The 24,559-nt window shown below is 57.4% G+C and carries 18 protein-coding genes and 1 pseudogene; 9 read left to right on the top strand and 10 right to left on the bottom strand.

The window, feature by feature from the left end; translation table 11 throughout:
- Positions 1-23 precede the first annotated feature (23 nt).
- Positions 24-4,685, bottom strand: a complete 4,662-nt coding sequence (locus tag KR51_RS17150) for an ExeM/NucH family extracellular endonuclease (RefSeq protein WP_022604102.1) — start codon at positions 4,683-4,685, stop codon at positions 24-26.
- Positions 4,686-5,022: 337 nt separating this feature from the next.
- On the opposite strand from KR51_RS17150, the gene KR51_RS01500 reads away from it, so the two are divergent.
- On the top strand, positions 5,023-5,703 hold the full coding sequence (locus KR51_RS01500) for a DUF6391 domain-containing protein (RefSeq protein WP_022604100.1): 681 nt from the start codon (positions 5,023-5,025) through the stop codon (positions 5,701-5,703).
- A 657-nt stretch (positions 5,704-6,360) separates the two neighbouring features.
- Here KR51_RS01500 and KR51_RS01495 read toward each other — a convergent pair.
- The 5 genes from KR51_RS01495 to KR51_RS01480 form a co-directional block, all read right to left on the bottom strand.
- On the bottom strand, positions 6,361-7,593 hold the full coding sequence (locus KR51_RS01495; RefSeq protein ID WP_022604097.1) for an energy transducer TonB: 1,233 nt from the start codon (positions 7,591-7,593) through the stop codon (positions 6,361-6,363).
- A 446-nt stretch (positions 7,594-8,039) separates the two neighbouring features.
- The gene (locus tag KR51_RS01490; protein ID WP_022604095.1) at positions 8,040-8,378 is read right to left on the bottom strand and encodes a DUF2470 domain-containing protein; all 339 of its coding nucleotides are present in this window, start codon (positions 8,376-8,378) and stop codon (positions 8,040-8,042) included.
- Positions 8,379-8,394: 16 nt separating this feature from the next.
- Complete coding sequence (locus KR51_RS20060; protein WP_198016656.1) at positions 8,395-8,565, bottom strand: hypothetical protein; 171 nt, start codon at positions 8,563-8,565, stop codon at positions 8,395-8,397.
- Between the two features lie 215 nt (positions 8,566-8,780).
- Complete coding sequence (locus KR51_RS01485; protein ID WP_022604091.1) at positions 8,781-10,070, bottom strand: MFS transporter; 1,290 nt, start codon at positions 10,068-10,070, stop codon at positions 8,781-8,783.
- 23 nt (positions 10,071-10,093) lie between these two features.
- Positions 10,094-12,715, bottom strand: coding sequence for a TonB-dependent receptor (locus KR51_RS01480; protein ID WP_022604089.1), 2,622 nt, complete (start codon positions 12,713-12,715; stop codon positions 10,094-10,096).
- A 373-nt stretch (positions 12,716-13,088) separates the two neighbouring features.
- Here KR51_RS01480 and KR51_RS20055 point away from each other — a divergent pair, with 373 nt between their 5' ends.
- Together KR51_RS20055 and KR51_RS21140 are read left to right on the top strand one after the other, a co-directional pair.
- On the top strand, positions 13,089-13,337 hold the full coding sequence (locus KR51_RS20055) for a helix-turn-helix domain-containing protein (protein ID WP_198016655.1): 249 nt from the start codon (positions 13,089-13,091) through the stop codon (positions 13,335-13,337).
- A 39-nt stretch (positions 13,338-13,376) separates the two neighbouring features.
- Entirely contained in the window at positions 13,377-13,637 is a 261-nt protein-coding gene (locus tag KR51_RS21140; protein ID WP_198016654.1) for a hypothetical protein, read from the top strand.
- 289 nt (positions 13,638-13,926) lie between these two features.
- On the opposite strand, the gene KR51_RS17145 is transcribed toward KR51_RS21140, so the two are convergent.
- Together KR51_RS17145 and KR51_RS19070 are read right to left on the bottom strand one after the other, a co-directional pair.
- Positions 13,927-14,664: a helix-turn-helix transcriptional regulator gene (locus tag KR51_RS17145; RefSeq protein WP_232214495.1), complete on the bottom strand. Its 738-nt coding sequence runs from the start codon at positions 14,662-14,664 to the stop codon at positions 13,927-13,929.
- A gap of 1,203 nt (positions 14,665-15,867) precedes the next feature.
- Positions 15,868-16,044: a hypothetical protein gene (locus tag KR51_RS19070; protein ID WP_156914912.1), complete on the bottom strand. Its 177-nt coding sequence runs from the start codon at positions 16,042-16,044 to the stop codon at positions 15,868-15,870.
- Between the two features lie 503 nt (positions 16,045-16,547).
- On the opposite strand from KR51_RS19070, the gene KR51_RS01460 reads away from it, so the two are divergent.
- The 6 genes from KR51_RS01460 (at position 16,548) to KR51_RS01435 (ending at position 22,688) form a co-directional block, all read left to right on the top strand.
- Positions 16,548-16,778, top strand: coding sequence for a photosystem I reaction center subunit IV (locus tag KR51_RS01460; RefSeq protein ID WP_022604081.1), 231 nt, complete (start codon positions 16,548-16,550; stop codon positions 16,776-16,778).
- Positions 16,779-16,814: 36 nt separating this feature from the next.
- Positions 16,815-17,702, top strand: a complete 888-nt coding sequence (locus tag KR51_RS01455; protein WP_022604080.1) for a DNA-formamidopyrimidine glycosylase — start codon at positions 16,815-16,817, stop codon at positions 17,700-17,702.
- A gap of 336 nt (positions 17,703-18,038) precedes the next feature.
- On the top strand, positions 18,039-19,283 hold the full coding sequence (locus KR51_RS01450) for a hypothetical protein (protein WP_022604079.1): 1,245 nt from the start codon (positions 18,039-18,041) through the stop codon (positions 19,281-19,283).
- On the top strand, positions 19,240-19,920 hold the full coding sequence (locus KR51_RS01445) for a response regulator transcription factor (RefSeq protein WP_022604078.1): 681 nt from the start codon (positions 19,240-19,242) through the stop codon (positions 19,918-19,920). Before KR51_RS01450 ends, KR51_RS01445 begins: the two co-directional genes overlap by 44 nt.
- A gap of 160 nt (positions 19,921-20,080) precedes the next feature.
- A complete protein-coding gene (locus KR51_RS01440; protein WP_198016652.1) occupies positions 20,081-21,265 on the top strand; it encodes a hypothetical protein in 1,185 nt (394 codons plus the stop codon).
- A gap of 70 nt (positions 21,266-21,335) precedes the next feature.
- Complete coding sequence (locus KR51_RS01435; RefSeq protein WP_022604076.1) at positions 21,336-22,688, top strand: 16S rRNA (cytosine(967)-C(5))-methyltransferase; 1,353 nt, start codon at positions 21,336-21,338, stop codon at positions 22,686-22,688.
- Positions 22,689-22,731: 43 nt separating this feature from the next.
- Here the strand turns inward: KR51_RS01435 and KR51_RS20455 are convergent.
- Together KR51_RS20455 and crtD are read right to left on the bottom strand one after the other, a co-directional pair.
- Positions 22,732-22,842 (bottom strand): annotated as a pseudogene (locus KR51_RS20455) (IS6 family transposase); the annotation flags it as partial.
- A 33-nt stretch (positions 22,843-22,875) separates the two neighbouring features.
- Positions 22,876-24,486: a C-3',4' desaturase CrtD gene (crtD, locus tag KR51_RS01430; protein ID WP_022604075.1), complete on the bottom strand. Its 1,611-nt coding sequence runs from the start codon at positions 24,484-24,486 to the stop codon at positions 22,876-22,878.
- Positions 24,487-24,559 lie beyond the last annotated feature (73 nt).

Genomic DNA, 24,559 nt, shown 5'->3' with positions numbered 1-24,559 from the left:
AGGAATGAGAGCGGTCTCGCCGATTAGATGGCAACGAAATCGCTTTGAGTGATATCACTGCTGTTGACACCCAGAAGCTTGGCAAAGATGTCGCTGGGGCTGGTGTCGAGCGCGATCGTCGCGCCGTTTGCTGCTTTGGAAACGGTTAGATCTCCGAAGGTCAGACCGTCGGGCAGCCCTAAGCGATCCGCGCCGTCCACGTAGCCGTAGATAAAGTCCATCGCGCCCGGGTTCACTACGAAGATGTCAGCATTGGCACCCCCGCGCAGGCGGTTGCGTCCCTCACCACCGTTCAGGACGTCCTCGCCGCGACCGCCGATGAGGATGTCGTTGCCAGGACCGCCCAAGAGAATATCGTTTCCGCCTCTGCCGAACAGGCGATCCCTGCCTGCCCCACCGTCGACAATGTCGTTGCCGCGACCGCCGAAGATGACATCGCGATCGCCTTTACCGTAGATGACATCATTGCCACCTTTGGCACGCAGGCGATCCTTGTTATCGGTGCCGACGATCAGATCGTCGCCGCTGCTGCGGATACCCGTCTCGTTGAGGTCGAGAAGGTTGACAGTAATGGTAGCAACGTCGGTTGCGAGACCGTCGCTGACTTCAACGTCGAGCGCATAGCTGGCTTGAGTTTCGTAATCGAGGTCGTCGGAGTCGCTGACGAAAATCGCGCCCATCGAGGAGATACCAAAGGGGGCGTTACTGTCGCCATCCGCGTCATCATTCCCGCCGATAATATTGAAGCTCAGCGGGTCGTCATCAACGTCGGTGGCAGTGATGGTGATAACGGGAGTAAGGTTTGGGCTGCCCTCGGGAATGTTGACCGCGTCAGGGATAATCTCCGGGACTTCATTGCTCCCCAGGGTCAGACCCACGATGACTGGGTCGTGATCGGAGGAGCGGTACGGGTCGGGCGCGGAGTAGGGTTGGGAGTTAAACTCCTCGTCGTAATCGAGAACTTCGGCCTCGTCGGTGTTGATGTGCCATGCGGTCGCGCCCGTGACTTGACCGAGCAACGATGGACTGACGAGCGCGTGGTCGAGGTAGCCGGCTTGACCGTCGAAGGTGAACGTGTAGGCTTTATTGCCCTCAAATTGCTCGATGACATCGGTGTAGCCTGCGGTCTCCAATGCCGCGATCGGGTCTTCTTGAGCGTAGGCGTTGAGGTCGCCGAGGATCGCGAAGTCAGGATCGCCGCTGCCGGTCGGGTCCGTGGCCAGCCATGCGGCGAGTTCGTTGGCAGCGTTGGTGCGCGAGAAGTTATTGTTGCCCTGACCGTCGCCTTGGTCGATATCCTGGGGAATGCCAGTAAGCGAGCCTTTGGACTTGAAGTGGTTGACAGTGGCGGTGAATTCCTCATTCGTAGCCAGGTCTGCGAAGGTGACCGCTAGCGGGACGCGGTGGCGCGCAGCCGAGACCGGGTCGAACTCGCCCGTGTCCAGAAAGGCGATGCTGGTTCCGGAAGCGATACCGACGGTAGCCGGCTTGTAGATGAATCCGACGGCAATTTCGTCGCTGCCCAGTTGCGCGGTACCGGGATCGACGTAGGTGTAAGTGCCAGCACCGACTTCGGCGTTAATGGCGTTGACGAGCGAGGCGATCGCGCTAGTAGGACCGAAGCCGTCGTTCTCGATTTCGACCAGACCCAGGATATCAGCGTCGATCCCGGCGATCGCGTCGACGATCTTGTCAGTCTGGCGTTCGAGTTCTGTTGCCGTATCCGCACCGCGTGAGGTAGGGAAGCCGCCGCCCACGCCGTCGCCGTTGAAGAAGTTGAGTACGTTGAACGCACCAACCTTGAGCGAGCCGCCGACAGGGTCGGGCGCGATCGGGCGCGGATTTGCCTCTGTGAAGACCGGCGCCACAGTGGGGTGGAGGCGATAGTCGCGTACCGGTGAGCTAGAGGAGTTGATGCGACCGAAGTCGAGCACGCCTTCGAGATTGGAAACCGTGTCGCCCGCGCGGATGATGTTGGTGGGGTTGCCGTCCGTGTCAGGTGCGCCGATGTAAGGAACGGGGAAAGGATTATCGCCAAATCCGCTGACGTCTTGACCGTCGTCAAGCACCAGAAGGCGGCGTGCGTTTTCCTCGGCAAGGGCAGTCGCCTCAGGGCTGAGCGGATCGAACACGTTGGTGGGCTGGAACAGGCGACCGGCGGTACCGCCGTCGTCGGGGCTGGAAAGCGTCAATTGCCCGTAGCGTCCGAGGAAAAAGTTCTGGCTGACGGTCATCGTCGAGGCAATCTCGACCAGCATGCCCTCGTTTTGCTCTAGTTCGCCCTGGGTGGCTTCCGGAAGCGTGACCGTTGTCGGCACGATGACGTTGCCGCTGGAGTTAATCGTGATGTCTGTAATGAAGTCGAGTTCGGTGAAGGTATTGAATTCGTTGACGCGACCGGTGACTTCGACTTCATCGCCAACTGCTACGTCAAAACCAAACCAGGTGGTGTTTGCCGTCGGCACGAAAACGAAGATGCCGTCGGAAGTGGCGGGATCGCTATCCCCTTCAGGGTCTTGGATGAAGAAACCCCTCAGCTCGTCGCTGCCCTGGAAGTCACCGACTACGACGCCCGTGGTCGTCACGGTTGCGCCTTCGAGAGGGCTAGTTGCGCCGCTGCCCTGGATTTCCGGAATGGACGCGGGGACGCTGCTGCTCGAGCCACCGCTGTTGCTTGCACCCGGTGTGTCCTGGGAGGTGTCCGAAAAGCTGAGTTGCTGGAATGCACCCGTACCGTCTGTGGTCCGGGCAAGCCCGGCAGGCGGGAAGTTACCGTCGGGACCCTCAATGTTACTGCTGTAGGAGAAATCCGGATTGGTGTCGCCGTCGATCAGCGATAAATCGACAATGACGCTATCCCACGGCATGCTGTCGAGCGTGCCGTCGTCGTTGGTGTCGAGGTCACTGCCTTGAGAACCCGTGAAGTTCTCGACGATCGCGAACGTGCTCGGGCTACCGAAGAAGTCCAGCGGAGAAACCAGCACGTCCCCGGCGTCAGTGCTAGCCCCAGTGCTGCTGTTGGCAATCAGCGCAAAACCGTCGCCGTCGGTGGAGCCCCCCGTCAGGTCAATCGCAAAATCCACCTGCCCCGGCGCAAATTCACCCGACAGCACCACCAGTGTCAGCCCGTCGAGGGACATACCAGGGGCGCCGAACAGCTCGACAAAGTTGTTAGTGGTGTCGCCAGCCGACGCAGAAATGCGCAGTTCGTTGAAGACGAGACTGGGAGTTGTTGATGAGGTGAAGGGTGAGCCATCGATCTGGGTTCCCGGCGAGAAGGCCGCACCGCTCGATCCCGTTGCGCCGATATGTCCGGTGAAGGTGCCGGTGAGGTCGGGATCGCGGGTGAGGGATTCATCGCTGCCGCCGCTGGTGTAGCTCTCAGAGGCAACATTGCTGGTGCCATCGTTAATCGTGACAGTATCACCGCTGTTGTTGAGGCCGAGCTGGTTGGTGCTAGCAACCTGGACGATCGCGTTTCCAAATGAGCCCGAGGGCGTGCCACCACCGCCGAAGACCACGACTGCCTCATCGGCAGGCAGAACCGTTCCACTGGGGAAGGTGTGGCGCACGCCAACGTCATCGCTGAGCGTCCAGCCGGAGATATCGAGGGACGCGCCGGAGACGTTGACAAACTCGACGAACTGGTCCTGACTGGTGTTGTCGGTGCCGTCGCCGCTGACATCAACACCTGATGGGGGATCGAAGAGGATTTCGTTGATAACGATCGCCGGACCGGCTGCCGCTTCCGTCGTGAAGTTCCAGAGGCTGTTACCAGAGATACCTGCAAAGGCATTGCTGCTGGTGTCTTCGATCGCGCCTGAGGCAATTTCCACGTAGTAGCCGGTGCTAGCCAAAAGTTCGCTCGTCGGGTCGATCGCGACCGTACCGTTGCTGATGCTCAGCTGGGAGGAGGATGCCGCATCGAACGTTTCAACCACCGAGTCGTCCGACAGTAGCTTCAGCAGGAGGTTGCCCGTCCCACGCTGGACGTTCTCGTTGAAAGAAATCTCCAGGTCGGCACCGATCGCTACATCCGTGGCGTCGTCAGACGGGGTCAGGGACGCGATCGCCGGCGGTGTTGTATCGGGAGTGCTGCCGGTAATCGTGAAGCTACCAGAAAATATTTGAGGGGTGGTGTTGCTGCCGCCGGTCCAGTTGCTGGCGTTGTTGAGTGCGGCTAGGAGAGTTGCGCGATCGCCCGTGGTCGGACCGTTGTAGATGACGTTATCCACTTCATTGATAGCAACGGCATTAGTGCCGTTTGTCAAACCACTAGGGAGCGCGGAGTCATTGGAACTAGATGTGTCTGACTGCCAGACTGCTGACCCTTGGTTGTTGAGAGCGGCAATGAAGGTCGGGCTAGCAGCAGAGCCCTGATATGCCAGGATTTGGTCGCCGTTGACTGAGAAGTTCAGGTCGTTCGACTCGCCGACGATCGTGCCGACGGATGCGCTCGGCGTTGTGTCGATCGTTACCACCGTGTCCGCAGCCAAGCCGCCAGCAGGCGTCGTGTATTCGATGGTGCCTTCGGTGTTACGGAGGGTGCCGGCCGACTGCCAGCCGCTATCTGTGAAAAAGATCGTTTCGTTCGCCGGGATATCGACCAAGGCTACGAAAGCGAAATTGTCCGTGCCGTCTGCATTGTATTGAACAAACCCAATGTCGCCGGAGTTAAGAGTCATGGTGATTTTGCTTTAAGATGGTAGGGCTTTGGATCGATGGGGTACGGTCGCACGCTACGAGCGATTCCCCCCACGGAAGTCATGCTGAACGACCCCGAGGAACCTATCACTTGAAGGTTGCTTCGAGCCTATGCTGCGGTTAAGCCCAAATTAAGCTCAAGCCTTCAATCAAACCGGTCGGTCGGCGCTACCATTTCCGCATGTAGCTCTGTTGATTTCAGCACGCTGTCTTTGCGATCGGCAGGAACCGCTGTGAATCAGGAGCTTTGCTTAAAGTTCCTGGGCGATTGCGATCGCGGGTTTTAGACTCAAAAATTAAAACTCTAAAGAGTTATCGATGACTCACACTGACACGGCGCGTACCGATGTCCCTCGGTTCGATTTCTGGGGGGCGCAGTCTACGCTCGACTCGGAGCTGATACGGCACCTCGGTTTTCTGCCGGGCTTGGCAGAACTGCTGATGGTCCGTCAAGTTCACGCCCTCGAACACGCCACTGTTTGGGTGCTGAGCGAACCCGTGGCCGGACGGCCGCGCTCGGCAGATAACACCGCGCTCGGCGGGCTGTCTACCGAGCGTGGATTTTATCTATACGGCAACGTCACCCACGCACGGCTCGAACGTGCTGTCTGCGCGGCCCTGCGTCGCTTTTATAGCGGCGAGTGGGATCTTGCCGTCCACCCGCGTTGTGGAACTAACCTCGCCGTTACCGCCTTGCTCGCGGCAGGATTGGGGTTGGGCGCTCACGCCATTCTGCCGCGCGGTCCCCTCGAACAATTGTTCGGTCTCGGCGCCGCTGCGATCGCTGCCGCACAGCTCGCTCCCGAACTCGGGTCTCTCGTTCAGCGCTACCTCACGACCGCTGTTCCGTTCGATCTCGAACTCGATGCGATCTGGAAAACCTCTGATTTTGGCAAGCGTCCGGCGCATTTCGTCCGTTTGCGGTGGCGAGACGCTGAAACAAAGTTTAGATCGAGCGATCGCCTGCGAGCAGCTACCGGACGGCAGGCTGGAATCTAGGTTGCGACCGGTCGAGTCGGTCGGAGTCGGTCTCAAGCAAAGCGGAGAGAATATTCATGGTTAAACGCTGCGATAAAGTCAAGGTCGTCCTGCGTTGGCATCGTGATGTCAGAACTGAAGGGGATCCGCGACCGCACGAATCGGCAGGCACCACAACAAAATAGAGCGCAATCGTGCAAACTCGGGGGCATTTCATCAGCTCAGGTAGTTTGTGGCTTACAAAGCATTTGGTGCGGGCAGGGCAAACGCATACTTGGAATTTCAGCTCGATTTTCGCAATAAGCGAGGCTCGAGCTGGACTTGTTGAGAATAGGGAGCTAAGTTCAAGCACTCCAAATCGTTGAAACCCTTATTCGCTCGTAGCACAGAAATCTGTATGCGTACGCCCTATGGGTGAGGGCGTCGAAGTCGTGTTCGTCACCCCGCGATAGTCGAGCCAGATCTGTCACCGGTGCCTGTATATCCAACCCGAGCGAAGCATGTCCTATCGCTCTGGGAAACGGTACGAGTGGGGTTGTTGTGGGTGGGAAGGCGACGCCGACTATAACGGCGTACAGATGAATCGATTGCTTGGGGTGGCTCATGTAAGCCCACCCGAACGGGCGGGTTTGTTGTGTTCCCTACACGTCAACTCCAGTGTAGTGCGAAAGCTCTCGGCTACAAGCCGGGAGTGAGCTTACTATGGGCCTCGCCATTGGTTGATTCTGTTTCATCTGACGAGGGGCTTTCTCCATCGGGCTCCGAAGCTGGTGGAGTATTGTCCACATCGCTTTCCTGAGCAGTGTTTGACGCATCTTCTGCTTCCGGGGGATTGGGCGTGGTGTCTTCTGCTTCGGTATCTCGAGCAGTTTGGGAAGTTGTTTCGGTTTCTTCCGTAGGCACTTCGACAGAGCGGCGATCGCCCCGTCGTTGCGCTTCGCGATTGCGCTGCGATCCCTCAATGGTCAGGTCGTACTCAATGAGCACGCTTGCCCCACCCGCCACCGGTTGGAAGCTAGAACTGCGGGCGGCTTGAATGGCAGCCCGGTCAATTGCTGCATTTCCGCTGGACTGCACCAGCGTCACACTCCGTACGGTGCCGTCGGGATTGATGTCTACTTGGACTCGGGGCGTGCCCTCAACACCCGATTCCAGAGCACTTTCGGGATACAGGGGCTTAGCGCAGTTCTGACAGGCCACCGTACGCGACCCCGCCCCTCGTCCAGTGCCGTCCCCTGAGGGATTTGTCCCGTTTCGGGTATCAGTTCCGCTATTGGCGGCAGTTTCGGTTGCTTCTCCCGTACTGCTCGCTTCACCATCCGTGCTTTCTGTGGTCGTGGTTTCGGCTGAGGCAGCATCTGGATCGGCTTCTGCTGCAGTGCCTCCATAGAAATTACGCAGACGCTCAAGCTGAGATTCGGTCAATGGCGGGGGCGCAGCGAGTTCCTCGGCGGATTCTTCTTCAGTCGTTTCGGGTTCTTCCTCAAATGCGTCTGCATTTTCTACGGGTTCCCCGAGCTCCGTCAATTCCGATTCAAATTCAGTTTCGGGAATGGGTTCGGGTTCCGGCTCGGGTTCGACGAATTCAGTGGGTGGGGGCGGAGCCGGAGCTGCTGTAGTTTCGGGATTAGCTCGGGCTATTGCCGCAGGAGCGGGATTGTTGGTTGCGCTGCTCATTTCCGCCAGAGTCACTTCCCGTTGTTCCGCGATCGCTGCTGGGGGCGGTTCTATCACCAACAACTCGATAGGGGAAAGCTCGGCCTGAGCAGTGCGCTGCCAAATCCCCAGAGAACTGAGGCCAAAGGCGATTGCGTGCATCCCCACTGACCCCAAAAATCCCAACAGCAAGAGTTTTTGGAGTCCGGCTTGCTCCCGCTCATGTTGCTCGGTACAAAATCTTGAAAGACTCATGGGGATTCAGTGCAAAAGAGATACATGTTTCCAGTCTTTATTGTTGAGTTGTATTTCTAATCAGTCAATAGTAAACGGGAATAGCTCCGATCGCATATTCACCTACCTGCCTACTTCAACTTGTTTAGAAAGAGCGAAAGGCCCTTGATATTGCCGCTAAAGCGTATGGATATGAAGGCTTATCGTTAGTCAGGGTATGCTTTTTCTCAAAGCGTTGGGGATTGAGGGGGCGAGTCCGAATCAGTTTCACCTGGCTCTGGCGAGTGCGAAATAGGTGGAGTTGCCCCATCTGCAGCGAATCAACACCTTTTTGCCACCATTATCAGCGTCGCACCCTCAAGAACCTAAATCCGTATAATAAAACGATTCAACCCGTAGCTAGGTTTACAAAGCGGGCCCGGTAATACCCATAGCGCAAGGGTCTCGAGTTTAATTGATGACGCGCCCTAAGGCTCGTGGCTATCTTCTAGTGTTGGCAGTCCTAACTGGGCGCGGCTTTTGGCAATGAGTACTCCAAAAGATCGCTTAAACGCCAGCACACCATTTGCTGGTTCCGGGAAGTCAATGCGAAGGTGCTGTACCTCGCCCTTGCCGACAACTTCCAAATTCACCCCGGCGGTATCTAGAGTGAGGACCTGGGCTTGTTCGGCCCAGTCCAAGTTGGCGGCTTGGGCAAAGGCGAGTAGATCGTCGCGATGTTCTTGGTTCAGATGGTTGGCGATCGCAGTTAGCAGCTTATCGGTCAGCGGCGCGCCATTGCCCTTGTTTGAACGCTGAGTTGCCATAATATTCCATCTCCAATTAAGCGGGTTTGTATCCAACCACTGTAAATCCCGTGAAAACAATAAAGAAGGTGCCCTCAGCATCAGATTGGTGAAGACCGGTCAGCCAGTCCGAGATGCGATCGCTCAATTTTGGCTGTTGTGTTTGGCTGTTGTGTTGGGGCTCGGGCCGCCGCATCTTCGAATCCATAGAGGCAGTTCGCTGTGGCAAAATCCGTCAGAATTAGAGTTGAGGTATCGGCCACGCCAACCCGTTTGCAGGGCAAAAACATGCTAATTTCACTTCGCGATAGAATAAGATTCTCAGAGAGCCAGAACTCAGCCTTGCGTTCACAACAAACCCAGATCGAGCCGCGTTTATTGTGGATATCGCTACAAGATTCCAATATGCGTTTGTCCCGCATCTCAGGAGGGCTCAATTCCGTGTTTTGAGTCCGATCTGCTAACGACCTGAGTCGCCAGCCAAGCACTCACCAGGCAAATTACAAGGCCTATGAGAAAAACGCTGGTGTACCCCATCGCCGTTGCAATAAAGCCACTCAGGGCAGGCACACCGACGTGATGCCCAATAATGAAAACCGACGATTGCAGGGTGTAGTCGCTGCCTGCTGTTTCGCGACGGCTTTTGACCATCATCACGGTGAACAGAGCGGTATTGGCCAGACTGCGGGCAAACACTTCCCCAGTACTGACGCCATAGAGCACTACCGGATCGCGGACGCCCATCGCGGGTAGAATCAGCGCAATTACTGCGATCGCCTGCAGGATGCCGAATACAATCAGCGATCGCTTGTAACCCAGGGGATGAATTAGCCCCCCAGCCAGCAAGGACCCGACGATGGCGGCCCCCGATCCGACGATGCCGGTCATCCAACCAATGTCAGCCATGGAAAGGCCCAGATCCACCAGCAGGGGACGAAACATTGTGGCGGCCATGCTGCTGCCCGTGACATAAAGCAAGATGAAAAATAGCCACAGCAGGGCACCTGATTGCCGCACAAAGCTCAGCAGTGTCTCGGCATAGTTCGCGATCTCTCGTGCCACTCCATCAGATCCTGTTTCCTCATCACGGTCTGCCCTCCGGCCCGGTTCTCGATAAAAGAACAGCGGCACCAGGGCCAGCAACACTCCTGCCACTAGTATCCAGACGCTTCCCTGCCAGCCCAGCTGATTCAACACCAGCAGCATGACGCCCCCTCCCAGGATGCCGCCCATGGCCCTGCCCGCACTTTGAATGCCGTTACCCCAGCCCAGCTCATGGGGTGCCAGCAATCTCACCGCCAGGGCATCGGTGGCAATATCCTGGGTGGCGGCCAGGGTCACGACGACAAATACCCCCTGGAATAATCGCAAAGTATTATCGGCGGCATCCATTGACGCGCAGCTAATCAAGATCGGGGCCAATAAGAGTTGGGTGACGACTATCCAAGATTTGTAGTGACCCCAGCGACGAGAACCGTAGCGATCTACTAGAGGAGCCCAAAGAAACTTCAGCATCCACGGCAGTGTCAGCAAGCCCAATAGGCCAATTACTTGCAGTGAGGCCCCCTGCTGCCGTAAGAAAATGGGCAAAGCCTGAAAGAAAAATGCCGACGGCAGAAACTGTGACGTGTAAAGGCTGCCTAACAAGACGAACTTGAACGCGGGGCTCAACTTCTGCTGTGCTTGCGATCGCGGTTGAATAGCTGGAGTCATGAGTGGGAAGTTGAAGGTTCGATTTAAAACTCGTAACGAATTGAGCCCAGCACCGTGAATGGGTCGCCAGGTTGGATACCGCGCGTACGGGTGCGGGGGGTACCTTCGATGTAGTTCACATCGAAAAGATTTAGAACATTGAGGCCAATGCGCCAATTCTCGCGTTTGTATGAAATCGCCGCGTTGGTCAAGAAGTAGCTGTCGAGGTCGAAGCTGTTGTTTAAATCCCCGGTGCGATCGCCAACCCAGTTGAAACCAAGGCTAAATGCAAGTCCGGCTAGGTCGCCAGTCTGAATCTCATAAGTAGTCCACAAGCTAGCGCTATGTTCTGGCACTCCCGGCAGGCGATTGCCCACATCGAACTGGTTGTCTTCGGTGATTTCGGCATCAATGTAGGCATAAGAGCCGATGACATTCCAGCCCGGCAAAATTTCGCCAATCACGTTCAACTCAACACCCTGGCTTTGTTGCTCGCCCGTGGCAACTGAAAACCGTGGATCTGTCGGGTCAGCGGTGGCAACGTTTTGACGAGTGAGGTTGAAGTAAGCCAACGTCGCAAGCAAGCGGCGATCGAGCAATTCTGTTTTCACACCGACCTCAAATCCTTCGCCTTCCTCGGGTTCGAGGGGGTCGCCTTCCACCGTCACCGTCGCACTAGGGAAGAACGATCGCGCATAGTTGGCGTACAGCGAGAGATTTTCAATCGGTTTATAAACCAACCCAATCCGGGGGCTGAGCGCATCCTCGCTGAGGTCTGCCTCCGTGGTTCTGCCCCCCCGCAAAGTTGTAGTTGTCTGACTGACTGTTTCGTAGTTGAATCCCGCCACGAGAATGAGATTGTCCACCAGTTCAATCTGGTCTTGCACGTAAATTTGCAAACTGTCGGTATCTATTTCTTCGCTGGTAGTGGGTTCATCGAGGCGATCGGGGCGCGGTACTGCACCATAGACCGGGTCAAAGATGTTGAGAGGCACCCGTACACTGGGCGGAAAGAAGACGGTGTAAGATTCCGACTCGAGCCGATAGCGCGCTAAATCTACCCCGATCAGCACAGTATGGTCGATTGACCAGGTGGAAAACTCGCCAACGACATTGGTTTGTAGCGCTAATGTCTCATTCGACACGACTTGTTCGGCAAAGACGCGGTTGAGGGTGCCCGTCGCTTCATCCAATCCGCCAATGAACGGAAAACTTAGGGTCGCGCTGATGTCGTCGTTATCTTTGAGAAACCGGAAGGCATTGCGTATAGTCCAATTCTCGCTGAATCGATGCTCGAAATCGTAGCCCAAGCTTAAGAATTCACTCTCAATGCGGTCGTCCGGTTCGCCCAGGATCCGATCGCGAGGAATATCGGCTACACCATCTCCAAAGGCGACTAGACCCGTATCAAAGGGGCGCTCATCGTCCAGGTACTCTAAACGGAAATCGATCTCGGTGCGATCGGTAGGTCGCCAGGTGAGGGTGGGGCCAATGAAGAAGCGATCGGTCTCTTGGTCAAAATCACGAAAGCTGTCTTCATGCTGATAAACCGCGTTTAAGCGATAGAGCAGGCTGCCATCTTTTGTAAGGGGGCCAGAGATATCGATCCGCGGGCGCACAAATTCATAGCTGCCTATCTGTAGCCCGACTTCATAGAAAGGCTCGTCGAGGGGCTGTTTCGAAACGACATTGACGGCTCCCCCCGGATCGATCTGCCCAAATAAGATCGAGGCTGGTCCTCGCAATACTTCAATGCGCTCGACGTTGGCAATTTCCGGAAAGTCCTGACCAGCGGCGTCACCGTTATCGTTGGGACTGTATAAGCGAAACCCATCGCGAAAGACGGGAACACCATCAAAGCCCCGCAAATTAATCTGGAAGCCTCTCCCCTCTGTTTCAGTGACAGCGGCTCCAGCGATATTCTGCAACGCATCATCCAAAGCCGTCACCTGCTGGTCTTCCAAAACCGCTCGCGGAATCACCTGAATCGAAGCAGGCGTATCCAGAATCGGGGTGGCGGTGCGGGTGGCAGTGCTGGCATCAGGCACGAAATAGTCATCTGCCACAACTTGGCCTGTCACCCCAATTTGAATTAGATCTTCGTCAGTTACCTGCACTGTGTCATCGTTAGGGATCGCATTCGCGACTAAGCCCATCGCTCCCAAGCCGATCTCGACTGCGGGCGGCGCATCGGTGCCTGTGATCGCAATCCGCACCTGATTATCGGGTAGATTGGAGATGTTCACTAAAGCTATGCCAGCAGCCGGGTTGCTGACGATCAATTCCTCTCCCGCTGGCAAGTTCAAAACGGCGTTCGGAATATCAGCGATCGCCGCATTCCCCGTCACACTTGTTTCAGGGGTTGCTAATTGCCCCGTTGTTGCTAATTGCAGCCTCAAACCGTCAGCGGTTTCCTCAATTCGAACATTGGTGATTTCGACCACATCAGCCAACTCGGCTTGCGCTCGCCAGCCATCAACAGTGGATGCTGGGACGGACGCATGAGTCGCTCCCGATCTCTCCTCAGCTGAAATAGACGCATCCGCAGATTGCACCGGTTTAGACTCAGGCGCATCCGCCGCGATTGCGCCATGCCCAATCAATAACCACGCACCCACCGTCAACTGCAGCGACCAGCCACTCAATGTCTTCCACTTCACCTTCATATCCAATCTGCAGAAGCTAAATAAGAAAGCTTCTCATTAACGCCTGTCTGCAGATAATAACGGGCACGCCTTATTGTTTTCTTCGCTAGCCGGACTTTTTTTCTGTCTCAGCCGGACTTTTTGCACTAAGCCTGTTATGAATTAGGCGATAATGCGTCTGGGAAGCAGGAAATCAGGCAGCCCAAGCTGGCTCTCCAACGCGCTCCTAAAACGACCGCATTCTCCATGCCCTGACTGGTCTGAACCGGAAATCCTTCGAGCAACTGGCAGTGACCTTCGCCCAAATGCTCGCTCAAGCTGACCGGCCTCGCCGCAGCCCTTACCCCGTCAGCGGGCAGCCGGGGCAGGTCGAAAACCGCGCTTGGGCATAGTTGTGGAAAAGCTGTTCTTCATCTGGTTCTACTTCAAGGTCTACCCCACCTTTGATTTAGCCGGTTTCCTGTTCGACCTCGACCGCTCTCAAGCTAATCGCTGGATGCATCGTCTCAAGCCACTGCTGGCGGACGCTCTCGGTGCCGAGCTAGCGCTGCCCAAACGCAAACTGACCAGTATCGAAGAATTCGTCCTGGCGTTTCCCGAGGTGAAGCAGGTCATCCTCGAGGGGACAGAACATCCGGTGTAGCGGGCGAAAGACCGCGAGCAGCATCGAGCGGACTACTCGGTGAAGAAGAAACGCCACACCCGCACACACCTGGCAGCGATGGCATCCGACCGCCGCATCCTGGTTTTCAGCGTCGCGTATCCAGGCAAAGCCAACGACAAAAGCATCCTCAACGCTGAGGGTTGGGGGGAGTGGATACCCGACGAGGTCATAGTCAAGGGGGGACTTGGGGTTTCAGGGGTTGCAGAAGGAGTACGTCAACGTGGAGATTCCACACAAGAAACCGAGGGGAGGACAACTGACGGCGTAGTAGAAAGTTGAGAACCAAGGACGAGCGGGCGAGTCCGGTGCGAGCATGCCTTTGCAAGACAGAAACGATGAGGCATCTCATCACAGGTGTATCGGAATCGGCAGCCTGGATTTGACGACCGTTCGATGTTGATAGCAGCGGGGCTGTGGAACTATTATCTGATGGCAGCCTAAGCGAGCAAAGGTGATTCCGAGAATTGGTGGTTTCAGCTGAATTTATTTCACAACAAGCATAATATGAAGGGCAAAAATCCGTCTCAGGTCTTATTGAGCATCCTTCCACCTATCTGCACATCCACCTTTACCGTCCATTTCCTAATTGATATGCCTTTGGGCTGATCTCAAACGTGCGACGAAAAGCGACGCTAAAAGCTTCGGGGCTGCGGTATCCTACTGCTTGAGCGACGCTGGCGATCGTGGTTTCCGGCATCAGTAATAACTGCTGCGCCTGCTGCATCCGATGGTTGTGTAAGTAGCCAAAGACCGTAGTGCCAAAAACTTTGCGGAATCCTTCTTTGAGCTTGCGATCGTTAAGGCCGGCTTGATGAGCCAGTTCCATTAATGTGGGCGGGTGACTAATGCGGCTGAGCAAAACATCTCGGGCGTCGTAAATGCGATCGACTTCATCGCGGTTAAGATTACTCTCCGACTGCTGTGAGCGATCGCCAGACAACAACCGATCGAAGTAGAGGCTCATCAGTTCAAGAGTTTTGCTCTCCATATAGAGCCGTTGTGATATCCCTTGAAACGGACATTGCAGCAGTTGACGCACCGTGGCAGTCATCAACGGCGTCATCGGGGTTGACTGAAAGTAGGTGAGGCGATCTTCACCTGCCGCGATCGCTTCTCGCAACGCCTGTGGCCACTGCCCGATAGATTCTTGGGTGAATAGACCGATCGTCTCTGGCTGGACATGGCAGTGTACAAGCAAAATCCGCTGCCTTTCAGAGTATTCAACTCGTCGCTTGCCACCATTCGCCATCCCCAGGCTAACCTGTCCCACCTGAAACTGGTGCGATTGTTGTGTATCAGCAACCATGCCGCGAATTTGACCTGAAAGACAAAAACTCAAGCCGAGTTGAGGCGATTCGCTGGATGAATCTCGCTCAACCACCACCTTTTCGCGGAATCCCACGTCATGAATCACCAACTCCAGCCCAGAACGTAATTGCCACCTCCGAATCGAACCACAACATCCTGGCTCAGGGAGTTGCAACAACTCGGCTTGACTAATACCTGGAGCAGTCGATGCCTGTAGCTTCCTCGGCTGTGATTCTTTCAGCAGCAGTGTACTCGCTTTGACAGAATGACACGATTGCATAGATGCATGTGGGTGGATTGCACTTCACCTTATTGCAAATTATTCCTGAAATCAATTAACGAGCACCTCGAAAAATTACCGGATTGTGGCCTTCCGGCGGCTGAAATGCTCGTGCTGCCATGCCGACCTTCGGTCTAGAGCGAATTTCTCGAGCGAATGTAACGAGGTGCCCTACATTTCTTCCAAAAGAATTAATGCGGTAGAAGCATTCCTTATAAATCTTTTACAGTTTTTTTAATTTGCGACGATCGCAAAAGGGGAGATGGATCCCAAGCCTCGTTTCCTCAGCATCTCAGCGATTGTGAACGGTCCCTCGGCTCAGTCCAACTTCATTTTTGGCGAAACTCCCATCTCCAGCAACGGACGCACTCACCCCCAGTTGTGTACAAATCGCCACACCGTCACATTGCGGCGTAGTCCAGCTACTTGCTTCGCAGAAAGATTCCGCCGCCGACGGTAGGCGCTACATTGACACCGCAGAATGGGATTGAAGGGTTCTTGATGATTCGCATTTACCTCCCCTGCACCACTGAAAACCGGATACAGAGGCTCGGCTTTGCACCAAATTCGTAGCGGTAGTCTCTGGGACCCCTTCACCTTACAGACTACTTCCAGACCCTCGCTCCACACCTTCCGATAAGCGGCTCCCGGATGCCGAGCTCGCGTCAACCATTGGGGCAACTGCCCCGAGACTCTGGCTATAGAGGCGCACCCCATTGGCGAACAGTCGCACGCAGACCGGTGGAGATGCCCATTCCCATAACTCACCCATCCCTTGAGCGATTAACCATTCTTTGCGCCGACCAATCCGTTAACGGCTCTTGCGATCCAGTAGGCTCAATGTCCACCTCGGGCTTTTCTGGCAGGGCGATGTTGCCCTACCTGAGTTTAAGCTTCATCGCCCTCAACCACGATCTCGGCTTAGTCGGTCACCGCCGGAACACATGCCGAACAGTAGCCTGCCAATTGCTTCTCCCACGGGATGATGCTGGTGGGCGAGACGGACTTAACGCTCGCGGTGACGCGAACGCCCAAGCCTTCGGCGCGCATTTCCAAGCTGTGTTCGACCCGCTCGATGGGAGTGCGCAACCCCGCCATGGGGTTGCTTTGCTGTCATTGACGCGGCGGTCCCAACCGCAGCACCAGTAGCGATGGGTTGAGGGACCTGACGTGAGACGGTGCCGGCACGGAGGATCTGATGGCCTTAACAGTAGGGACTTGAAACAGACATAAGCTCTGAAGCATAGGAATAGAATCGATTCCAGCCTTATACCTTTTTCCCGATCGGTGTCTTCCAAAGTGTTATCGATGATTCATACTGCCACAGCGCTTACCTGTGTCCCTCCGTTCGATTTCTGGACGCCGCAGCCGACGCACGACTCGCAGCTGATAAAGCACCTCCTCGAACTCGATGCGATCTGGAAAACTTTGGATTGTGGCAAGCGTCCGGCGCATTTCGTCCGCTTGCGGTGGCGAGACGCTGAAACAAAACTTAAATCATGCGATCGCCTGCGAGCAGCTACCGGACGGTAGGCTGGAATCTAGGTTGCGACCGGTCGAGTCGGTCGGAGTCGGTCACAAGCAAAGCGGAGACAATATTCATGGTTAAACGCGGCGATAAAGTCAAGGTCTTGCGTCCTGAATCCTACTGGTTCGGCGATGTCGGCACCGTAGCAACGGTCGATAAGAGCGGGATTATTTACCCGGTCATCGTGCGTTTCGAGCGCGTCAATTACAACGGCTTCAGCGGTAGCGCTTCGGGTCTCAACACCAACAACTATGCCGAGCACGAACTCGAAGTCGTCGAGTCAGCTCCTGCGAAGAAGAAGTAGACGGCGCGGTTCATATCGAGGCGAGCCTAACCGGCCGTGCCGGAGTTACCAGAGGTTGAAACCGTTCGTCGGGGTCTCGAACGACTGACCCGACATCATCCCATTTGGGGCGGAGACGTATTGCTCCCACGAGCGATCGCCCGCCCCGGTTCGTATGAGGAATTCTTGGATGGGTTGACCGGTAGTGCGATTGCTGACTGGCATCGACGGGGAAAGTACCTGCTAGCCCGACTCTATCGCCCAGATGCCAGCGCTCCCGCCGCTCGCCATCCAGATACTGGGTCAGCCGCAGGCTGGTTGGGCGTCCACCTGCGAATGAGCGGGCAGTTGCTGTGGTTGGCGCGGTCCGAGCCGTTATGCAAGCACGTGCGCGTGCGCTTGTTTTTTCCCGACGCTCGCGAGCTGCGCTTTGTCGACGCACGCACCTTCGGGCGCATGTGGTGGGTGCCATCGGGCGTCCCGGTCGAGGCGGTTATCACCGGTTTGCAGCGCCTGGGTCCAGAACCCTTTGCCGATGAGTTTTCACCGGAGTATCTGCTCGCAGCATCGCGCGGGCGAGAGCGTTCGATTAAAGCCGCGCTGCTCGATCAGTCATTGCTGGCGGGCATCGGCAACATCTACGCCGACGAAGCCCTATTCCAAAGCCGCATCCATCCAGCCACGAGATCGCGCGACCTCACTGGTGCCGATACCGAACGCTTACATGCTGCCATTCTCTCCGTTTTGGAAACCGCGATCGCGCGCGGCGGTACCACCTTCAACACTTTTTCGAACCTGCTCGGCGTTAACGGCAATTACAAACACGAAGCTTGGACGTACGGCCGCGAGGACGAACCCTGCCGCGTTTGCGCGACGACGATCGTGCGGATCAAACTGGCGGGGCGATCGGCTCATTTCTGCCCTAAGTGCCAGCCCGCTCGCTGAGGCGATCGCCTAGTGTTCCCTGCAGTAAAAACCTCTGGGGAGTTCCTGGAAGGTGCGATACGAATCTGAATCAAGAGAACTTCCCCTCCAGTCCGGCCCCCTCCGCCCGTTCGACCATTTGAGGTGACGGACAGCAACCCGGTGCCCCCGTGTTTCACTCCGGCTCTGGTCCTCAGCCAGTCAACTCGAGCGGTGCGTCTAAGTCATGTGTTTGCAAGCGAGAAAAGGATATAAGAACGCGCACGAGAAGCTCGCGCATCACCACGAATGTTGACTTAGGTCACCAGGACGCGAAAGATTTTCTCGGAGAATGTCCTGCATGCGTTTTATCTCGGGATGAGCACGAGTCACTGGAATTATCTGAAAAACGTTACGGACGGTCTTGTTCCACGCCTTACCCAGAACATTACAACGGCTGCGAACGCTGCAACGGATGGGGCACACACACTGATCGAGCGCGGCGCGGGCTTGGTAACCGGGGCTGGAGCGATTACCCAGAATACCAACGCGTTTGGATTCGCATTCGAGCACCTACAGGTAATTGGGTACAACATCAAAGCTAGCTTGAGTGGGTCTGAAAGCCGCGCTTGGCAAATCCCAGCTAAGGGAATAAAGAATGAGCCAGATATATACGTAACTGATGCCATCGGTCGAACTATTGCTGAGGTCCAGGCAAAGGTCGGTAGCGCAGAGTATGTATCGCGGAACGCTCGCGGAGGAAACTATCGGGGACAGAAGCTCGTGACGGATGCGGCTAACGAGGGCATCCCAGGAACAGAGGTTGTTATTGAAGTGGATGGCGTTCGGAGCGCCCCGATCGATATCGAGACAGCAAAGTGGGTAGCCGGTAACCCTTACTTAGCCGCGCAGTTTATTGAAGTGGCAGCGCTTGGAGGAGAAGCCGTCAGTGGAGGAGTTGTTGGAGCTACGGTAAATGTCACGATCTCGGCGCTTCTGAATGGAATCGAGTTGGTTGGTGCCTATTGCCGTGGAGAAGAGGAACTGGCACCAGAGCGGATTCAGACGTTTCAGCGGAATGCGCTAGATGCACTTAACAGCGGATTCGTGCGGGGGGTCGCAATCAAGCTCTTGCAGCGGCTTTTGAGAGGTAACGCTTTTGTCACATTGGGGATTATGGTGGGGGCGGAGGCCGTGCAGGTTTTAATCGAACTTCTGAAAGGAGACGTATCTCTGGAGGAAGGTGTGGCGATAGTGGGACCTCAGGCTCTGACGGCCGGGCTCGTGACAACTGTCGTGCTGATTTTCCCTCCTGTTGGCGCCGCTTTTTTCAGTGCATCCATACTGCAAGCAGTCTGGCAGGAAGTAACTCCCGAGTACAAGCAGTACGTCATCCACATGGTGGCAGCTGCGGGTGGAGGCGCGGCTTCTGGTGTTGAAGTTGACAGGACCGCAACAGCTGCTTTCCGATCGCCACAGCAACCGCATAGTCAACCGCTGAGCGCGCGATCGCCCGCTCGTGCAGCGCTCAAAAAAATTCGCGATAGCATTGGGGGAAACAGTTTCAATCGCGCCGACGATGACACCGCCTGCCAAGATTCTGGTTGTCGAGGACGAGGTTAAGCTCGCGCACTTTATCGAGCTGGAGCTGAAATATGAAGGCTATGAAGTCGTGGTCGCTAGCGATGGATTAGCGGGTCTGGCAGCTGCCCGAGAAGCCAACCCCGACCTCGTAGTCCTCGATTGGATGCTGCCGGGCGTATCGGGCTTGGAGATTTGCCGTCGCCTGCGCATGACGAGCAATAAGGTCCCGATCGTGTTGCTGACCGCCAAAGATGACGTGAGCGATCGCGTGGCGGGACTCGACGCTGGTGCCGATGATTATGTCGTCAAACCCTTCAGCATTGAAGAGCTGTTTGCCCGCATCCGCGCGCACCTGCGCCGCACTCAGGAAGAGGAAACTGACGTCCTGGAGTTTACCGATTTACACTTGAACACCAGCACGCGCGAGGTGTATCGCGGCGCGCGCAGCATCGAATTGACCGCGAAGGAATTCGACTTGCTGGAATATCTGCTATCGCACCCGCGCCAGGTTCTCACCCGCGACCAAATCATCGAGCGGGTATGGGGCTACGACTTCGTTGGCGACTCGAATATCATCGAAGTCTACATCCGCTACCTCCGCCTCAAACTGGAAGCCGATGGCGAGAAGCGCATAATCCAAACCGTACGCGGAGTCGGATACGTCCTGCGCGAGTAGCGCGGGCGAACTTGCCAGCCAGCGCGGCGATCGCGTCAGGTTAGACGGCTGGTATCGGTGCCGACTGCATCTGTCACGCGATTGCAAGTAACCGCAACGCGCCCAACAAGCTTGTATTGAAGAACTCTCCCAACCGTTTGTCCTCGCGAATTGTTTGTCGATGATGCGATCGCCTACCTTCTGGCATTATTTTGGGTCTGCTGCGACGTATTATCCGCAGCTAGCCAGCGCGATCGGGGGCGTCGTTGCGTCAGTGCTGTATTTGGAGTTGTGTCGCCGACAATCGCAGGAGCCGAACGGTATGGTTGTCGTGACAACCGAAACGCTCCGCACGGCTACCGGCTTGACACCGCGCGAGCAAGAATACGCGCGCTTGCAACTCACCCAACGCGAATTGCTCGTGGCCCGACCGCTACAAGGTTCCGGCGATCTCTGGGAGTACGCTCCCAATTTCGAGGCACTAGAAGGAGTCCTCGGTAACGTCCCATCTTCGGTGGAGAGTCCGCTGCGCGCGGCCACATCAGCAACGACGGCGACGAGCGACCCGCATTTCCCGGCTCGCGGCCGTCAACGCACCGTCAGCGTCACCCCGGACTATCGCTTCAGCGGTCCCTGGGAGTCGCAAGAGCAGTTAGAAGCATTCCAACGTGCTTTGTTGGATTACGCCGTGCAGCAGGGTATCTCGCGGCCGTCGGGGTGGACTTTTGCCGTCGTTGATGGCATGACCAAAGGGCTGATCTCGCCATTCTGGGACGAGTTTGTTGCCGGGGAGCCATTGGGCGCGAGCCAGCAAATTGCTCGCGAGTGGGAAGTCGAGTCCGGCGTCCCCTACCCAGCCTTTGAAGAAGAGCGCGTGCGATATTTCACCGCCAAAGGGGAGCCACTCGAGTCGGCGCTGGCGCGGGCGCGGAGCGAGTTGCGCGATCCCGTTCGCGGACGAGATCTGTGGGACGGCTTTTTGCGCAAATGCGATCGCCTGGCCGACGAAGCTCTGTCCGCGCGATCGCGCGGCGTATCGACCCCGTATCTCCCACCATCCTTTACCGATCGCGCGCCGGTCACCAAAGCAAGCGTTATGGCTAAGCTCGCCGCTGCTAACGGTGCCAGTGCTCTGGAACCGACCGAGCCGGCCGGCTCGCCCCCGGCCGCAATCGCTCCGAGTAATGCTGCTGCCCATAGCGCCCACGTACCCGACCTCGAGACATTACGCGCCACCTATCGACAGCCCATGGGCAAGACGATGGTTGCCAGGCAAATTGCCGCTCATCCCGAGTGGGGCTACCACATTGTCGAGGGGACAATCGTCGAGCGCCGCCATTCGCCCGGCAGCGACCCGCCTTCCTGATACGGAAGTGCAAGCGATCGCGGCAGAGCGCGCGGCTATACTGGCAGATCTGTCGCCTATCGCTGCCTGCATGGATACCGCCCGCTTCGTTGCTTTCCGCGCCCTTGAAGACATCGACCGCCACGGGGCCTATCCCGACATTGCCCTCGATCGCGCCCTGCGCGTCTCCGAGCTGACCGGCAGCGATCGCGGCTTGACCTGCGAGCTGGTCTACGGCTGCGTGCGGCGACAACGCACCCTCGATGCGGCAATTGACTGGCTTGGCAAGCTCCCGGCTGCCAAGCAACCGCCCGACTTGCGCCGCGTGCTGCATCTGGGGTTATATCAACTGCGCTACCTCGATCGCGTGCCGGGCGCGACGGCCGTAAACACGAGCGTCGAACTGGCAAAAACCTGTGGGCTCGGCAAACTGTCCGGGGTCGTCAACGGCATGCTGCGTAGCTACCTGCGTCAGTGCGGCAAGCAAGGCGATCCGCTGCCCCTACCCGACGACGCGATCGCGCGGCTGGGGACGCTATATAGCTTTCCCGACTGGATCGTGCAGTTGTGGCGGGACCAACACGGGTTGGAGACCGCCGAACGCCTGTGCGCCTGGTTCGACCGCCCGCCGACGCTGGATTTGCGCGTCAACCTGCTCCGCAGCACCCCCAGTGGCGTTGCCGCCGCCCTAGACGCGCGCGGCGTGAAGAGCGATCGCGTCCCGGGGCTGCCCCAAGCACTGCGCCTGCGGGGGGCGGGCGACATCCGCTTGCTACCGGGGTTCGAGGGCGGGTGGTGGTCGGTGCAGGATGCGGGCGCGCAGCTGGCCGCGCACTTCCTCGACCCGCAACCCGAGGAAACCATCGTCGATGCCTGTGCGGCACCTGGCGGCAAAACCACCCACATTGCCGAGTTGATGGGCGATCGCGGGACAGTGTGGGCCTGCGATCGCGACGCCCGGCGCTTGCGAAAAGTCGAAGCCAACGCCGCGCGCCTGCGGTTGGGTAGCATCCGCGTCGCTACCGGCGACTTCCGCGCCACCGAAACCCTAAGCGAAATCGCGCCCGGTTCGGTCGATCGCGTTTTGGTCGACGCACCCTGTTCGGGCTTGGGCACGCTGCACCGGCGGGCCGACCTCCGCTGGCGGCAGTCGCCCGAGGCGAGTGTGGAATTGGCAGCCCTGCAAGTCGAGTTACTCGCCGCTGCCGCAACCTGGGTTAAACCCGGCGGCATCTTGGTTTACGCTACCTGCACCGTGCATCCGGCTGAAAACGATGACGCGATCGCGATCTTCTGCGAGCGCCACCCCCACTGGCAACTTCAGCCCCCCCCGGATGACAACCCCGCCGCCCCGTTTATCGCTCCTGAAGGCTGGGTGAAGATCTTGCCGTGCGATCGCAACATGGACGGTTTTTTTCTGGCGCGCCTGCAGCGCGCGGAATAAGCGCTATGGCTACGAGCCTGAGTCGGTCGCGGAACAGGGTTGCAACCTTCCGCCACAGGGAGCGATCCTTGCCTTTGACTGTCAGGTAGGTTTCGTCAATTGTCCACGAGTCGTTGGTGGGTTTCAGGTGGCAACGGCAGCGCTCGTCGAGTTCGAGACCCTAGTCTGAACCCAGGGGCCAATGGAACTATCGGTTTAGACGCGGCTTGCCTCGGCTGGCGAGCGCTTCGATCTGTCGGACGACAGTCAGCGCTGAGTAACTGACACCCGCCGTACCTTCACCGGGATGCACCGAGTCGCCAACAAGCCAAAGATGGCGGACGGGCGTGCGCGTGGCAAAGCCAAATGGCCCGAAGGTCGCAAGGCGTTGCCCAACCCCACCTACATACCCGAACTCGCGGGCGGTGAAGTGTTGGAACGTTCGCGGTGTAGCGGATTCCTGGTGGACGATCGCCTCTGCATCGAGGTGGAAATAGTCGCCCAGGCGCGCGAGCGCGTTGTCGCAGAACGACTGCTTGCGCTGCTCGTAATCGGCCTGCGAACCGCACCACCAGGGTGCCGCCTCGACGAAAGACGACGCGACGATCGTGGCTTTGCCGTCGGGGGCGCGACCGTCACCGGGTTTGCTGACCGAGACGAACAAGGTGTTTTGCTCGGCAACAGGCCCGTCGTAGTCGTATAGGAATTGCAGATGCGGCGGGCACCCTTCGGGAATCGCGCGTTGTTCGACGCCGAGGTAAATCACAAACCCACCGGATGGTGTCGGCAGTTTGTCAACGCGCCGCTCGTAGCCGCGCAGTTGCAGCTCCGCAGCCAGAGCTGCAAGCGTGCGAGCGGAGTCGAATCGCGATCGAGACGGGGCGCTACGGGGGCGATCGCGTCGTCCGAGCAGCTGCAGCAAATTCCCCACCGTGACGTTAGCAACGACTTCGTCAGCCGATTCGTTCCGCGTTGCACCCGTTCGCCGATCGCACACCGTTACGCCTGTTACCCGCACGCCATCGATATGCACGCGCTCGACGGTGTGGCGCAGGCAAAGCCGACCGCCGTATTTTTCCAGGGCCGCAACCAGGCGATCGCTCAGCACCTGCATGCTGCCTTGCAGGTGGAACAGACCGCGCGGCGCTTGCGAAACGCCCAGTGCCGTTGCTGCATAAAGCAGCGCTGTTTCCGCCGCACTCACCTGGGAGTAGAGCTTGAGCTGCATGTCCAAAAACGTCCGCAGGCGGCGATCGCCAGCCAGTCCATATAGATGTAGGGCATCGCCGACAGTTGCCAGGGCAAAGGGCACGGTCGCGAGAGTATCGGGTCGCACGGCCGCGACCAGCTGCCACGCGTCCCACAGATTGCGGGGTGGCAAAACCGGATCGCGGGTTTGGAAACGCCAGCTGGCGTCGAACAAGCGCGCGAGCAGTTGCCAAAACGGCTCGCTGCCCGGAAATTGCCGCTGGCGCTCGGCTTCCCAGCGCTCGGGGTCGCGCCAGACGTTAATCGGTTCGGACTCGCCTGGCAAAAAGACCGCACAAGCCGGATCGCACGGGGTTGCGGCCGGTAGCTCGATGCCGAGTTCGGCAAAGATGCGGTGGTGGATGCCCCCGGGTTCGAGCCCAGCAACTTGCGTCGCGCCCACATCAAAAGTAAAGCCACGTCGCTTAAACGTTGAAGCACACCCCCCTGGCACGAGTGCCCGATCGTAAACGGTGACATCCCAACCGCGTTTGGCCAGCAGCGCGCCGGCCGTTAGTCCGCCAATGCCGCCGCCGATCGCGATCGCCCGTTGCCGCTTTGCTGCTGGCATGGTGGTGCCGTCCCGGTCCGATTGTTAAGATTTCGTAATAATAATTCTAAGAAAGTTTCAGTGTTTCTGTGAA

The organism is Rubidibacter lacunae KORDI 51-2, from assembly GCF_000473895.1.
In the GTDB taxonomy this organism is placed as follows: Bacteria; Cyanobacteriota; Cyanobacteriia; order Cyanobacteriales; family Rubidibacteraceae; genus Rubidibacter; species Rubidibacter lacunae.
The sequence above is the reverse complement of the archived record's forward strand: the minus strand, read 5'-3'. Positions and strand labels throughout refer to the sequence as shown.

Bases quoted from the DNA above. Each gene is read 5' to 3' on its own strand.
- KR51_RS17150 (WP_022604102.1), bottom strand. From the start codon at position 4,685: ATGACTCTTAACTCCGGCGACATTGGGTTTGTTCAATACAATGCAGAC.
- KR51_RS01500 (WP_022604100.1), top strand. From the start codon at position 5,023: ATGACTCACACTGACACGGCGCGTACCGATGTCCCTCGGTTCGATTTC.
- KR51_RS01495 (WP_022604097.1), bottom strand. From the start codon at position 7,593: ATGAGTCTTTCAAGATTTTGTACCGAGCAACATGAGCGGGAGCAAGCC.
- KR51_RS01490 (WP_022604095.1), bottom strand. From the start codon at position 8,378: ATGGCAACTCAGCGTTCAAACAAGGGCAATGGCGCGCCGCTGACCGAT.
- KR51_RS20060 (WP_198016656.1), bottom strand. From the start codon at position 8,565: ATGGATTCGAAGATGCGGCGGCCCGAGCCCCAACACAACAGCCAAACA.
- KR51_RS01485 (WP_022604091.1), bottom strand. From the start codon at position 10,070: ATGACTCCAGCTATTCAACCGCGATCGCAAGCACAGCAGAAGTTGAGC.
- KR51_RS01480 (WP_022604089.1), bottom strand. From the start codon at position 12,715: ATGAAGGTGAAGTGGAAGACATTGAGTGGCTGGTCGCTGCAGTTGACG.
- KR51_RS17145 (WP_232214495.1), bottom strand. From the start codon at position 14,664: ATGGTTGCTGATACACAACAATCGCACCAGTTTCAGGTGGGACAGGTT.
- KR51_RS19070 (WP_156914912.1), bottom strand. From the start codon at position 16,044: ATGGCGGGGTTGCGCACTCCCATCGAGCGGGTCGAACACAGCTTGGAA.
- KR51_RS01460 (WP_022604081.1), top strand. From the start codon at position 16,548: ATGGTTAAACGCGGCGATAAAGTCAAGGTCTTGCGTCCTGAATCCTAC.
- KR51_RS01450 (WP_022604079.1), top strand. From the start codon at position 18,039: ATGAGCACGAGTCACTGGAATTATCTGAAAAACGTTACGGACGGTCTT.
- KR51_RS01445 (WP_022604078.1), top strand. From the start codon at position 19,240: ATGACACCGCCTGCCAAGATTCTGGTTGTCGAGGACGAGGTTAAGCTC.
- KR51_RS01440 (WP_198016652.1), top strand. From the start codon at position 20,081: ATGATGCGATCGCCTACCTTCTGGCATTATTTTGGGTCTGCTGCGACG.
- KR51_RS01435 (WP_022604076.1), top strand. From the start codon at position 21,336: ATGGATACCGCCCGCTTCGTTGCTTTCCGCGCCCTTGAAGACATCGAC.
- crtD (WP_022604075.1), bottom strand. From the start codon at position 24,486: ATGCCAGCAGCAAAGCGGCAACGGGCGATCGCGATCGGCGGCGGCATT.